The sequence below is a fragment of the Bradyrhizobium ontarionense genome, from assembly GCF_021088345.1.
GTDB lineage: Bacteria > Pseudomonadota > Alphaproteobacteria > Rhizobiales > Xanthobacteraceae > Bradyrhizobium > Bradyrhizobium ontarionense.
Genome location: NZ_CP088156.1, coordinates 580,878 through 593,583, shown reverse-complemented (window position 1 = coordinate 593,583; position 12,706 = coordinate 580,878). Strand labels below are relative to the sequence as shown.

General features: G+C 65.4%; 14 protein-coding genes and 2 tRNA genes. 9 read left to right on the top strand and 7 right to left on the bottom strand.

Annotation, left to right across the window (positions count from 1 at the left end):
- Positions 1 to 63 precede the first annotated feature (63 nt).
- The 3 genes from LQG66_RS02465 to LQG66_RS02455 all read left to right on the top strand — a co-directional run bounded on the left by LQG66_RS02465 (position 64) and on the right by LQG66_RS02455 (position 3,010).
- Positions 64 to 1,032 (top strand): LysR family transcriptional regulator, encoded by a 969-nt coding sequence (locus LQG66_RS02465; RefSeq protein ID WP_231323048.1) that lies wholly within the window; start codon positions 64 to 66, stop codon positions 1,030 to 1,032.
- Between the two features lie 89 nt (positions 1,033 to 1,121).
- The gene (locus LQG66_RS02460; protein WP_425601324.1) at positions 1,122 to 1,415 is read left to right on the top strand and encodes a DUF485 domain-containing protein; all 294 of its coding nucleotides are present in this window, start codon (positions 1,122 to 1,124) and stop codon (positions 1,413 to 1,415) included.
- A gap of 11 nt (positions 1,416 to 1,426) precedes the next feature.
- Entirely contained in the window at positions 1,427 to 3,010 is a 1,584-nt protein-coding gene (locus LQG66_RS02455) for a solute symporter family protein (protein WP_231323044.1), read from the top strand.
- A gap of 59 nt (positions 3,011 to 3,069) precedes the next feature.
- On the opposite strand, the gene LQG66_RS02450 is transcribed toward LQG66_RS02455, so the two are convergent.
- Positions 3,070 to 3,426, bottom strand: coding sequence for an ArsC family reductase (locus LQG66_RS02450; protein ID WP_231323042.1), 357 nt, complete (start codon positions 3,424 to 3,426; stop codon positions 3,070 to 3,072).
- Between the two features lie 218 nt (positions 3,427 to 3,644).
- On the opposite strand from LQG66_RS02450, the gene LQG66_RS02445 reads away from it, so the two are divergent.
- The gene (locus tag LQG66_RS02445; RefSeq protein WP_231323040.1) at positions 3,645 to 3,845 is read left to right on the top strand and encodes a hypothetical protein; all 201 of its coding nucleotides are present in this window, start codon (positions 3,645 to 3,647) and stop codon (positions 3,843 to 3,845) included.
- A gap of 63 nt (positions 3,846 to 3,908) precedes the next feature.
- On the opposite strand, the gene LQG66_RS02440 is transcribed toward LQG66_RS02445, so the two are convergent.
- The 3 genes from LQG66_RS02440 to LQG66_RS02430 all read right to left on the bottom strand — a co-directional run bounded on the left by LQG66_RS02440 (position 3,909) and on the right by LQG66_RS02430 (position 6,288).
- On the bottom strand, positions 3,909 to 4,499 hold the full coding sequence (locus tag LQG66_RS02440; protein WP_231323038.1) for a histidine phosphatase family protein: 591 nt from the start codon (positions 4,497 to 4,499) through the stop codon (positions 3,909 to 3,911).
- Between the two features lie 107 nt (positions 4,500 to 4,606).
- On the bottom strand, positions 4,607 to 5,587 hold the full coding sequence (locus LQG66_RS02435) for an oxygenase MpaB family protein (RefSeq protein ID WP_231323036.1): 981 nt from the start codon (positions 5,585 to 5,587) through the stop codon (positions 4,607 to 4,609).
- On the bottom strand, positions 5,584 to 6,288 hold the full coding sequence (locus LQG66_RS02430) for a glutathione S-transferase N-terminal domain-containing protein (RefSeq protein ID WP_231323034.1): 705 nt from the start codon (positions 6,286 to 6,288) through the stop codon (positions 5,584 to 5,586). Before LQG66_RS02430 ends, LQG66_RS02435 begins: the two co-directional genes overlap by 4 nt.
- Before the next feature lie 124 nt (positions 6,289 to 6,412).
- On the opposite strand from LQG66_RS02430, the gene LQG66_RS02425 reads away from it, so the two are divergent.
- Positions 6,413 to 6,790 carry a hypothetical protein gene (locus tag LQG66_RS02425; protein WP_231323032.1) on the top strand — a complete coding sequence of 126 codons (378 nt, stop codon included), beginning with the start codon at positions 6,413 to 6,415 and terminating at the stop codon, positions 6,788 to 6,790.
- Between the two features lie 2 nt (positions 6,791 to 6,792).
- Here LQG66_RS02425 and LQG66_RS02420 read toward each other — a convergent pair whose 3' ends face one another.
- The 3 genes from LQG66_RS02420 to LQG66_RS02410 all read right to left on the bottom strand — a co-directional run bounded on the left by LQG66_RS02420 (position 6,793) and on the right by LQG66_RS02410 (position 9,051).
- Positions 6,793 to 7,020: a hypothetical protein gene (locus tag LQG66_RS02420; RefSeq protein WP_042340837.1), complete on the bottom strand. Its 228-nt coding sequence runs from the start codon at positions 7,018 to 7,020 to the stop codon at positions 6,793 to 6,795.
- Between the two features lie 79 nt (positions 7,021 to 7,099).
- Complete coding sequence (locus LQG66_RS02415) at positions 7,100 to 8,179, bottom strand: Acg family FMN-binding oxidoreductase (protein WP_231323030.1); 1,080 nt, start codon at positions 8,177 to 8,179, stop codon at positions 7,100 to 7,102.
- Positions 8,180 to 8,829: 650 nt separating this feature from the next.
- Entirely contained in the window at positions 8,830 to 9,051 is a 222-nt protein-coding gene (locus LQG66_RS02410) for a hypothetical protein (protein WP_231323028.1), read from the bottom strand.
- A 29-nt stretch (positions 9,052 to 9,080) separates the two neighbouring features.
- Between LQG66_RS02410 and LQG66_RS02405 the strand changes: the two genes are divergently transcribed.
- The 4 genes from LQG66_RS02405 (at position 9,081) to LQG66_RS02390 (ending at position 12,704) form a co-directional block, all read left to right on the top strand.
- Positions 9,081 to 9,148 (top strand) — tRNA-OTHER (locus tag LQG66_RS02405).
- A gap of 158 nt (positions 9,149 to 9,306) precedes the next feature.
- Positions 9,307 to 9,383 (top strand) — tRNA-Ser (locus LQG66_RS02400).
- Between the two features lie 302 nt (positions 9,384 to 9,685).
- A complete protein-coding gene (locus LQG66_RS02395; protein ID WP_231323026.1) occupies positions 9,686 to 11,026 on the top strand; it encodes a TROVE domain-containing protein in 1,341 nt (446 codons plus the stop codon).
- A 298-nt stretch (positions 11,027 to 11,324) separates the two neighbouring features.
- Positions 11,325 to 12,704: a 3' terminal RNA ribose 2'-O-methyltransferase Hen1 gene (locus LQG66_RS02390; RefSeq protein ID WP_231323024.1), complete on the top strand. Its 1,380-nt coding sequence runs from the start codon at positions 11,325 to 11,327 to the stop codon at positions 12,702 to 12,704.
- The last annotated feature ends 2 nt before the right edge of the window (positions 12,705 to 12,706 follow it).

Sequence of the window (12,706 nt, the reverse complement as noted above, 5' to 3'; positions counted from 1 at the left end):
GACTTGCAGTATTCTGCGGCAGTCTGCTGGCTGAAGACGCGTTGAAACAGATGGAAGGTCGCGATGTTTGACACCCTCAATTGGGACGATCTGCGGGTCTTCCTGCATGCCGCCCGCGCCGGCAATCTGAGCCAGACCGCCAAGCGCATGCGCCTCGACCATTCGACCGTGAGCCGGCGCATCGCGCAGATGGAGGCCTCGCTCGGCATTGCCGTGTTCGAACGCCACCGCACCGGCCTCAAGCTCAACGAGACCGGCGAGCGGCTGCTGCGCCATGCCGAGCGGATCGAAAGCGCCGTGATCGCCATCCACGAAGAGACCAGCGCCGGCGACACCCAGGAACTGACGGGATCCGTGCGGCTTGCGACCATGGAAGGCATCGCCTCGCTGTATCTCGCGCAACGGTTCAGCCAACTGCGCCGGCTGGCGCCACGGCTCACCGTCGAACTCGTGACCTCGGCGCAGACGGTCTACGTCCACAAGCGCGAGGCCGATCTGTTCGTTTCGTTTTTTCAACCTCCAGGTCCAGGCCTGATTTCCGAGCGCATCGGCAAGTTTCGGCTCGGCCTGTTTGCGGGCAGAAGCTATCTCGATCATCACGGCACGCCCGCCAGCCTGCGTGCACTGCAGGATCATTGCTTCGTGTCCTATATCGAGGACCTGATCCAGGTGGATTCGGTGCGCTGGCTCGCCGACATCATCGATCAGCCGCGCATCGCCTTCCATTCCAACAGCATGATCGCGCAGATGAACGCCGCCGCCGGCGGCCTCGGCATCGTGCTGCTGCCGAGCTTCGCCACGGTTGACCGCCCGGACCTCGTTCCGGTTCTCCCCGGCATCGCCGCGACCACCCGCGAGGTCTGGCTCAACGTTCACAGCGACCTGCAATTCGCGCCGCGCATTCGCGCCGTCAGGTCATTCCTGAAGAACACCCTGAAACAGGATCCGGACATGCAGGTGACGCTTGCGGAGAGCGCGACCCTCGCAGAGAGCATGCCGGAGCCGCGCACGGCGGATTGCAAAAATGCGTAGTTCCCTTTGCCCCAAGCGCGACTGAAGCTGGTTTCGCCTGCTTTCGCTGAACTGGGACAGCCGGCGTGCAGCTGACAAGAGGGGGCAATGTGAACGCCAAGATTCGTAGTCAGGCCGATCCGGCGCCGCGCGGCGTCGCTCTGGCCAAGAGACGACTTTCGCTCGGACTCATCATGAGCGCAGCCATGATCTTGGTCTATTTCGGCTTCATGGGGCTGTTCGCGTTCGACAAGCCGCTGCTCGGAACCATGATCGCGCCCGGCCTGTCGCTCTGCATCGTGCTCGGTCCGCTCGTCATCATCACCTCGTTCCTGCTTTGCCTCGTCTACGTGCTGTGGGCGAACCGCGTCTTCGATGCGGGCATTCGCGACCTGAACCGCTAGGAGCCACGCAGATGGGCAACAACATGCTTTCGATCGGCTTCTTCTTCGCCTTCATGGCCTTGACGCTGCTGATCACCTATTGGGCCGCGCGACGCACCCGCACGACCGAGCATTTCTTCGCCGCCGGTGGCGAAGTCACACCCTGGCAGAACGGCTGGGCACTGGCCGGCGATTTCCTCAGCGCAGGTGCGCTACTCGGCATCGCCGGCATCGTCACCTCGAACGGTTTCGACGGCATGATCTACTCGATCGGATGGCTGGTCGGCTGGCCGATCATCCTGTTCCTGATCGTCGAGCCGTTGCGCAATGTCGGCAAATTCACCTTTGCCGACGTCGTTGCCTATCGCCTGCGCCAGCGACCGGTGCGCCTTGCCGGCGCCATCGGCACGCTGGCCGTGATCCTGTTCTATCTGATCGCGCAGATGGTCGCGACGGGATCGCTGATCAAGCTGTTGTTCGGCCTGCCCTACACCTGGTCCGTCGTGCTGGTCGGCAGCGTCATGCTGGTCTACGTGCTGTTCGGCGGCATGCTGGCGACCACCTGGGTGCAGGTCGTGAAGGCGGCCCTGTTGATGGCCGGCGGCGTCGTGCTCGCGGCTCTGGTGCTGACGCATTTCCACATGAATCCGCTCGAGCTGTTCGCCGCCGCCTCGGACAAATATGGCGTCAAGGTCCTGCAGCCCGGATCCAAGGTCGTGTCAGGGCAATGGGACGCCATTTCTCTCGGTCTTGGTTTGATGTTCGGGACCGCGGCGATGCCGCACGTCCTGATGCGGGCCTATACGGTGAAGGATTCCAAGGCCGCACGGCTATCGATCCTCTACGCAACCGGGCTGATCGGGGTGTTTCACCTCATGGTGTTCATCATCGGCTTCGGCGCGATGGTCCTGGTTGGCCCGGAGGCGGTCGCAAAAGCCGGTGGCGGCGGCAACATGGCCGCGCCGCTGCTCGCACTGGCCGTCGGCGGCAATGCCTTCTTCGGCTTCATCTGCGCCGTCGCCTTCGCAACCATGCTCGCCGTCGTCGCCGGCCTGACGCTCTCGGGTGTCGCCACGGTCTGCCACGACGTCTGGACCAACGTGGTCAGGAATGGCACCGCGCCGGAAGCCGAACAGCTCAAAGTGGCGCGCGTCGCCACGATCGCGATTTCGATCCTCGCCATCGTGCTCGGCATTGCGTTCGAGGGCCAGAACGTCGCGTTCATGGCGGGCCTTGCGTTCTCGATCGCCTGCGCCGCCAACTTCCCCGCGCTGGTTCTGGCCATCACCTGGCGCCGCTTCACGACCTCCGCCGCCGTGGCAAGCATCCTGGTGGGCACCCTGAGTTCGCTGGTTCTGATCTATCTGTCGCCGACCATCCAGGTCGACGTGCTCGGCAAACCGCTTGCGCAAATCGAGCACGCGTGGTGGTTCGTCTCGCTGCGCAACCCGGCCATCATCTGCATGCCGTTGTCGTTCTGCACAGCTGTCATCCTGTCGCTGTTCACGGCCGAGAAGAACGCCGACCAGACGTTCGACGAGATGCAGCAGCGCATGCTGTTCGGGCCGTTACGGCCGCTGACAGCGCCCCGCAACGACGCCAAGAGCGCGGCATAGCACGACATGATCCGGCTGCAACGGCAAGGTCTCCCACCCTGCCGCTGCAGCCGTGATGCTCACTTCGCTGTCTTGACGTTCTTGGCATAGACGTCCGGCTTGAAGCCGACCACGCGCCTGCCGCCGAGATCGAGCACGGGCCGCTTGATCATCGAGGGCTGCGCCAGCATCAGCGCGATCGCCTTGCTTTCGGTGAGACCGTCCTTGTCGGCGTCGGGCAGCTTCTTGAACGTGGTGCCGGCGCGATTGAGCAGCACCTCCCAGCCGACCTCCTCGCTCCATGCCTTGAGAGTCGCCTTGTCGATTCCGGCGGTCTTGTAGTCGTGAAACTCGTAACGCACACCGTGATCGTCGAGCCAGGCGCGCGCCTTCTTCATCGTGTCGCAGTTCTTGATTCCGTAGATCGTGATGCTCATGCCTCGCGCCCTCAAACAATCGTGTCCGACCGCTGCGGATGTGCCATGTTGTGACAATCGGCCCCGCATTTTGCAGTGCGATTCACTCGCTTTTGATGCGGCCGACACCACTCGTTCCGCAGTCGGAATTCACTCCGACCTTTGCCACGAAACTGTCGGCTGAGCATTACATTTTCTTCGCATCCCCGGCGTATCTGGCCCACGAACAGGAGACCGCGATGGGCAAGATCATGACACGTTGTCCGCAGACCGGCCGCAGCATCGAGACGGGGATGGAAATGGATGCCGAGCGCTTTCAGCGCACGCCCGTATTCTTCTCACGCGCTTACTGTCCGCACTGCCGCATCTATCATGAATGGTTCGCCGCCCATGCCTGGGTCGAGGAGACGCGCGACCGCGAGCGTATCGCGCTGGCATAACGGACACGATGCATGCCACGGAGCGTCCCGCGCGGCGTGACGCTCGCCCGCCCTCCTCATTCATTATTCGTCGATGGGATCGTTCTTCAGCGGCTTGTTGGAATCGCCCGGCATCAGGCAGGGGAACAGCTCGGTGAAGGTGAAGTCGATCTCCCCGGCGGCGCGATCGAACCGCAGCACGACATCGAAGCGCTTGCCGGACCAATGCGTCGGGAGATCACCGGTATTGGTCACCGGCAGTCGCGGCAGGATATCCGAGATGATCGCCTTGTGCTCCCACGCCACCAGCACGGTACCGGATAACGGCAGCAGCGCCTCGACCAGCGCCGCCTCCTGCCCCTTGGCGAAGGACGTGTTCGGCTTGGCGAGCCCGACACGGGCGGCCAGTTCCAGCACCGTTTCATAAGGCCGACGGCTCGGCTCGGAGCCGTCCTTGGTGCTGTCCGGATCGGCGGCATAGACCGCCTGCGGAGCCGGATAGGTCGTTCCGCCCAATCCGGCGCCGAACAGTGCGGTCCAGGCCCCTGCCCGCTCCCAGCCGGAGATCACCAGCGACTTCGCATCCGGCTTGCCCAGGTGCGTCAGGCCGGGGCCGGTCGCGTCACCATCGGGCTTCTCGGCGTGACGGATGATCAGGAGCGTCAATGCATCCATGGGATACTCCCGCGCGTAAAGGTTGGGGCCGACATCGTAGTGCAAGCGATCAGGGGGCTCTATGAACTCGATCACAGGTTGCCGGTCAGGTCCTGCCGAAAGCACCTTCAGCTGTGGGCTCGACGCGGCGATCCGTTGCGATCGGTGCTTGCTGCGGGCATGCGCGACTGGCCGATCCAGGCGTGGTTGAGCAGGCGCGTGAACAGCGGACAGTCGTCGCCGCGGATGCGCGCCAGCGCTTCCTGATAGGGGCCGACGGTGCGCAGCCGGTTCGGTAGCAATCCATAGGCGCGCGGCAGCCAGACGCGCGCACGCGCGGCGCTGCGGCGCTCGCGCATCCCGTAGGGCAACTCGAACGCCAGCTGCAGGCGCTCCGGCAGCATCTCGGCGGTCAGCGCGGTGAACCAGCGCGGCGGTCCGATCCAGGTCGCCTCACCGGAGAAGATCCGCTGCGCGATGTCGCGCGCCGCGGGACCGACGGTGAGCGTCTCGGAGTCCATCATGTCAGCCGTGTAGGCCTTGAACGCATCCCAGTCCGGCGGCAGCACCTCTTGCGGAATCCCGAACAGGCGCGCGAAGCGCGTCGCCTCGCTCCAATATTGCTCACGCTCGGCTGCGGTCAGCGGCGGACACAACAGGCCGTACGACATCATCGCTGTCTCGACCAAGGTCGCATGAACCCAGCGCAGCGCATCGACATCGTTGGCTAGAAAGCGTGAGCCGGCCGCGAACGGTCCGACGGTCTCCGGCATGACGCCGTCGACCGCGGCATGACGCCGGTAAAGCCGGCGCGCCACCGCGACCGCCTGCGCACGGGTGCCGAACACCATCGTGTAGACGATGCCGAACGTGCGATGGAAACGGCCGAGCGGATCGGCGAAGACTTTCGACTGCTCGGCGATGCCGGCCGCGACCCAGGGATGGGCGAGCTGCAGCAGCAGCGCGCGGCCGGCGCCGAGAAACAACGCCGCCTCGCGATGCACACGCCACATCACGCTGTCCGGGCCGAGCACGCCATCACCCGCCACCGCGGGCGCGGACAACACCTCGTCCATGCAACGTTCGAAATCCGCCTCGCTGACGATCACGGCCGCTTCGGGATCTCCAGCCCGCGCTGCACGGCCGGCCGCGCCAGGCCGCGCTCGAGCCAAGCCGGGACATGCGTCAGCTCATCGAAGGCGACGATCTCGCGTGCGCCGTAGAAGCCGATCAGGTTGCGCACCCAGCCGAGGCTCGCGATGTCGGCGATGGTGTAGTCGTCGTCCATGATCCACTGCCGGCCGTCGAGCCTGGCTTCGAGCACGCCGAGCAGCCGCCTGGATTCCGCGACGTAGCGCTGCAGCGGCCGCTTGTCCTCGTACTCACGGCCGGCGAATTTGTGGAAGAAGCCGAGCTGGCCGAACATCGGCCCGATGCCGCCCATCTGGAAATGCAGCCATTGCAGCGTCTGCCAGCGCCGCGCCGGATCGGCCGGGAGGAATTTTCCGGTCTTCTCGGCAAGGTACTGCAGGATCGCACCGGATTCGAACAGGCCGAGCGGCTCGCCGCCGGGACCGTCGGGATCGATGATCGCCGGGATCTTGCCGTTCGGATTGAGCGAGAGAAACTCCGGCGTCTTCTGATCGTCCTTGCCGAAATCGATCGCGTGCGGCTCGTAGGCCAGCCCCGTCTCCTCCAGCATGATCGAGACCTTCACGCCGTTCGGCGTCGGCAGCGAATAGAGCTGGATGCGGTCGGGATGCTGCGCCGGCCAGCGCGTCGTGATGGGGAAGCTGGAGAGGTCGGACATGATGGGCTTGCTCGCGCTCGCGTTGATCGATCCAATCTAGGGCCTGATGGCAGCGCCGCAAGGTGTATGCGGAACCAGGGCGGGCGAGCCGGTCTTATTTGGTCACCACGTGCAGAAAGCCGGCATGCCGAGTGCAACCTACCAGCTGATCATACAGGCGATGATCGCGCGCCGGCAGATTCTGTGCATGTATCGCGGTTTCGCCCGTGCGCTCTGCCCGATCATCCTCGGTCATACCGTGGGCCGCGAGCGCGTGCTGGCGTTCCAGTTCGCGGGCGGCGCGAGCCGGGGATTGCCTCCCGGCGGACAATGGAAGTGCTTCGATGTCGCTGACATGAGCGAGGTCGAGCTGCGCGAGGGACGCTGGCACTCCGGCAGCAGCCACCGGCAGCCGCAACATTGCGTCGCTGAAGTCGAGGTCGACGTCAATCCAGACAGCCCCTACGGCCCGAAGCGGTCGATCGCGACGCCTCGCAGCCGCAAACCCGGGCGGAAGCGCTGATGCTATTGCGGCTCGCGCAGGCGCACGCGCAACAGCGCCGGCAGCTTCGCCGTGGCGCCATGCTGCGCCAGCTTCGCCGCGACACGGTGCATCAGCGCCGAGGCGCCCTGCTTCGCGAACACCTTGATGCCACGCGCGCTGAAATCGACCACGACCTCATGATGGCGCATGCCCTTGCCGCCCTTAACCAGGCCAAGGTCGCGCACCAGGCAATAATGCCCGTCGCTCATGCGTGCCAATCGGGTGTTCTCGAACATGCCAAGAAGCAATGCACCGAGTCGCAAATCCGTCAAGATTGACAGGAACGACTCATGAACCCAGCACATCGGGGACAGGCCGCCGTGGCGCATAAGGCAGCGCGGGGCCATAGCCGAAGCGCAGCACGAGATCCGGCCGCCTGTTGGTCCCGATCAAGCGGGCCAGCTCGGGACGCAACGCGGCCACTTCGACCGGCTGGTTGATGAAGGCGAGCTTGAGCCCCAGCCGCGTCGCTTCGAGTGCGAAGCGCTGACAGGCCTGCCCCACCCTGATCCAGTGCGAGGGATCGGCTGCGTCTGCTGTGAAGATCGCAACGCCTGCCGAGGAGCCGATCTGGCGCGCATATTTGTCATTCTCTGCCGCCGCCTTGAAGAGATGGTCAAAGGCAATGCCACCGAGCGCTGTCGGCAGCGACGGATTGCCGCTCGCGGCTGCGAACAGACCATCTCCCATCTCCATCGCGCTGCGTGGATTGAAGCGCAGCCAGCTCTTCAGCTCGCGCATGAAGGCTGCATCGTGCATCTGCGCATCGTTGCCGGCGACGACGAGATCGCGAATCTTCGCGACCGCGGCGCGTTCGGTGACAACAGCGACAGCGACGCCGGGCATGGCGGCCGCGGCCTGCAGCGCCGCGAGATCTGCGCTCGCAACGGCGCGCCCATCATACTCGGACCGAGTCGACTGCCGGCGGAGGATCGCCGCAAGCAGCGGGTCATCATGCGGCTGACCGCCGGTGAAGCTGTATCGCACCGTCTGTCCGTCGATCGTCACCTCGCCCGGACGACCGCTCGCGGTCGCCGCAATCGCGAGGTTGGTGGCGGCGCAGCCGAGGCTGACGAACAGATGATGGTCGTCGGGATCGACCGCCGGCGTCCGGCGCGACAGATCCGGCAGGATGTCGATGACATCGCGCGTCAGGCGGAAGCGCCACGGCTGGGTGTTGTGGCTGTTGGCGGCGAGCGTCGCGAGACGGATCACGTCGGCGATGTCTGGCGACAGCGGCGCGCGCAGTCGCGTATTGTAGTCATCGTACGCCGTCATCGTTCCCGTGGCCTCGCGCCAGGCAACGGCGCCGAGTGAGGCCGCGGCAATCATGCCGCCCGCGCCTATCAGGACGTGACGTCGATTCATCGGGCAGCACTCGCGCGTTCGAACTTCTCTTCGCCGGACATGAATAGGCCCGCCATGGTCCGTGCGTGTTGTGGCAGATCAAGGCCGATCGCCGATCGCGCGCATCACGCTGTTGACAGCAACAACAAACCAGCGTACATGCCGCGACCTCGCGAACATCTGGGTTCGCAACCGATCATGAGCACGACGATGTCCTGCAGATATGAACATCTCATTCGTCCGTCCAACGGCGTCATGCCGACGGATGGCGCACGCCAGGCTCATGGGAACGATCTTGCGTAAGCCAGGATCGACAGTCCGCATCACACGGACCCTCCCGAGCCAGCCGCTCCGGAGGGTTTTTTATTGCCCTCACGCGAGATGGCTGCACGGCGAAACCAACAGAAGTCCCGGCGATCAGCCGGAACGGGAGACCCGGATCCCGGGGCTCGCGCAGGTGATGCGCGCGCCCAAGCGCGCGGGGCCTGTCGGAGGGAACGAAGGCGTGAGCGCCGGACACCGATGACAGAGCGAGCTCCTTGGAGCTCGCAATTCGCGGCGCAGTCCAGCGCCGCATAGAAACGTTATTCAAATCCCGGCCGTCCGCGGCCGGGAGATGCTGGTGGTGAAGATATCGGCTCCTTCGCCTCCCCTGCGGCGACAAGCCGCCGTCAGTCGATCGTACCGTGGAGCCCATCCGGCAAGATGGGCGTGTCGCGGGTCTCGGTTAAGGCTTCAAGCTGAACCTGCCATCGATTGTCGAACCGCCGAGATCGCCCGTTCCCCAGCATGCCATCAATCGTCGCCCGGCTACGGCCGAGCGGCCAGGCGGTGGTGAAGATGTCTGTTACTTCGTCTGAAACCCGAGCGCCCCGATGGGGCAGCAACAGCATCGCCTATTCCCCGCCGAACCAATCCACGAGCCGTGGTGAAGATGACTGTTACTTCGCCTTCCACGCGAGAGGTCGCGGGTTCGAATCCCGCCCGGCGTTCTGCCGGTAGCTCAGAGGTCAGAGCGCTTTCCGGTCCACGCAACTGGACCGGATCTCAGTCATCGCCCGTTCCCGGCTCGTGGTCCATCTCAATGCGTGAACGCCTATTATGGGTGGGGCAGCAACAGCATCGTCGATTCCCCGCCCACCCCTTCCACGTGCCGTGGTGAAGAGTGCTGATACTTCGATTGCTAATCGAGAGGTCGTGGGTTCGACTCCCATCCGGCGTTCCATGCGCCGGTAGCTCAGCGGCAGAGCACTGTCCGGTCCACGCGAGTGGAGCGGAGCTCAGCATTCGCCCGTTCCCGGCGCGTGGTCCATCCTGACGCATGATCGCTCGCAAGAGACGATCATGCGTCACTGCCGGTGGTGAAGAGCGCTGTTACTTCGGGACCACAAGGTTGGAGGTTCGACTCCTCCCGGACGTCATCCGTCCGCAGCTCGTCGGATCGAGCATGTGGTTGCCAGCAATGGCAGGTCAGCCTCGTCCGTTCCCCGGCACCCCATCCATCATCAACCCCAAGAGGAGGCCATCATGGTCAGGCTCAACAAGTCCCTGCGCGCCTTCACCCATGAGGGTGCGCGCACCCGGCAGCTCGCGCCGGCACAGGCGCTGCAGCGTACACTGATGAGCTGCCTGCTGTGGGAGGACCAGTTTTACGAGGACGGCGTGTCGATCGCCGAGCGCATCAAGGCGCTGGTGCCCCAGGTCGCACCGCGCGAGGTCACTGATCTCGCGGTCCGTGCGCGCGAGGAGATGAAGCTGCGGCATGCGCCGCTGCTCGTCGCCCGCGAGATGGCGCGGCTGCCGTCGCACCGTGCGCTGGTCGCCGAGACGCTGTCGCGTATCATCCAGCGGCCGAACGAGATGACCGAGCTGCTCGCGATCTACTGGGCGGATTCTCTCGGTCCTCAGCAGCAGCGCAAGCGGCAGCCGGTCTCGGCACAGGTCAAGAAGGGGCTGGCGAAGGCGTTTGCGAAGTTCGACGCCTATCAGCTCGCGAAGTATGATCGCGAGGGGCCGGTGCGGCTCCGCGACGTCCTGTTCCTGGTGCACGCCAGACCGAAGGATGCCGCCCAGGAGGCAGTGTGGAAGCAGCTTGCCCAGGGCGAGCTGCCCTCGCCCGACACCTGGGAGGTCGCGCTTTCGGCCGGCGCGGACAAGCGCGCGAGCTTCGAGCGGCTGCTCGCTGAGAAGCGGCTCGGCGCGCTGGCGCTGCTGCGCAACCTGCGCCTCATGCAGCAGGCGGGCGTGCCGCGGGCAACCATCGCGGCCGCGATCGAGACGATGCGGACGGACCGTGTCCTGCCGTATCGCTTCATCACGGCGGCACGGCATGCGCCCGACTTCGAGCCCGAGCTCGAGGGCGCGATGCTCCGGTCGATCAAGGGCTACGCACGGCTGCCCGGCCGCACGCGGCTCCTGATCGACGTGTCCGGCTCGATGTTCGCGAGGCTGTCCGCGCAGTCGGAAATGACGCGCGCGGAGGCGGCCTGCGGACTGGCGATCCTCGCCCGCGAGGTCTGCGACGAGGTGGAGATCTTCACGTTCAGCAATGAGGTCGTGAAGGTGCCGCCGCGCCGGGGATTTGCGCTGCGCGATGCGATCCTCAGTTCGCAGCCGCATTCCGGGACCTATCTCGGCCGTGCGGTCAAGGACATCGACCGTGGGGGTGACCGCCTGATTGTCTTCACCGACGAGCAGAGCCACGATGCGGTGCCGTCGCCGAAGGCGCGCGGGACCATGGTCAACGTGGCGTCGTACCAGCACGGGGTCGGTTACGGGCCCTGGACGCGGGTCGACGGCTTCTCCGAGGCCGTGATCGCCTGGATCGCGGCGCAGGAGGAGAGCTTGCGCGGGGCCACCCTGCATTGACGATAACGGACCCGGACGCGTCACAGACGCGCCCGGGTCTCCTTCCACAAAGTGGATCGGACGGCGCGCATTGGTTCAGTCATCCTGCATCACAAGGAGCTGGGCGGTTGTGGTTTCGCCGTCATTCCGGGGCAATCGTCAATGCGTCCGCGCGAAGCGGCGACGCGTTGACGATTGAACCTGGAATCTCGAGATTGTCAGGAATGGACGCAAGACAATATCGAGATTCCGGGTTCAAGGCCTCTCGGCCTTGTCCCGGAATGACGGCGGTTGTGACTCAGTAGGAATAAGTGACCCCATGTTTCTGTCCATCGCCACGACACATCAGCCCGCCACCGATCTCGGCTACCTGCTCAACAAGCATCCCGACAGGCTGCATGAGCTCGCGCTCACCTATGGCAAGGCGCTGATCGTCTATCCCGAGGCCAGCGAGAGCCGCTGCGAGGCGGCGCTGGTGCTCGACGTCGATCCGATCGGTCTCGTGCGCGGCAAGGGCCAGAGCGACGGGCTGCTCGATCAATATGTCAACGACCGGCCCTACGCCGCGTCGTCCTTCCTCTCCGTCGCCTTGAACAAGGCGTTCCGGACCGCGATGAACGGCGTCAGCAGCGCGCGCCAGGAGCTCGCCGACAGCGCCATTCCGCTCGAAGCGGTCGTGACGCCGCTGCCGCTGCGCGGCGGCGAAGCCGTGCTGCGGCAGCTGTTCGAGCCGTTGGGCTGGCAAATGGAGCTGGCGCCGGTGCCTGGACCGCAGGGCGATCCATCGAGCCGCTATGTCCGACTGACCTTGCGCGGCAGCGCCCGGCTCAGCGCGCTCTTGAACCATCTCTACGTGCTGATCCCGGTGATGGACGACGCCAAGCACTACTGGGTCGGCGATGAGGAGATCGACAAGCTGCTCAAGCGCGGCGAAGGCTGGCTCGACGCGCATCCGGCCAAGGAGCTGATCGTGCGCCGCTACCTGCGCCATCGCGGCGTGCTCGCACGCGCGGCGCTGGCGCGGCTGGCGCCGGAGACGCAGGATGAGGCGCTCGATCCCGATGCGCGCAGCGAGACCGAGGACACGCTGGAGACGCCGATCCGGCTCAATGACCTGCGCATGGCCGCCGCCGTCGAGGCGCTGCGCGCCACCGGCGCCAAGACGATCGCCGATCTCGGCTGCGGCGAAGGCAAGCTGCTGCAGCTTCTCGTCCGCGAGCGCTGGGTGGAGCGCGTGATCGGGCTCGATCCCGCCGCCCGCGAGCTCGAGCGCGCGTCCAAGCGGCTGAAGCTGGGCTTGCCGGGCGGCCCTCAGGAGGGCCGTATCACGCTGCTGCATGGCTCGCTGACCTATCGCGACGACCGCTGGGCCGGCGCCGACGCCGCGGCGCTGGTCGAGGTGATCGAGCATCTCGATCCCGACCGGCTGCCGCTGGTCGAGCGCGTCGTGTTCGGCGCCGCGCGCCCGCGCGCCGTCATCGTGACCACGCCGAACGCCGACTACAACGCGTTGTTTCCGAGCCTTCCCGCCGGTCAGTTCCGCCATCGCGATCACCGCTTCGAGTGGACGCGCGCCGAATTCGCCGATTGGGCGCAACGCATCTGCACAAGCTTCAACTATCAAGTCGCCGTCTCCGGCATCGGCCATCACGACGAAACGTTGGGCGCGCCGACCCAGATGGCCGTCTTCACCCGCTGAGC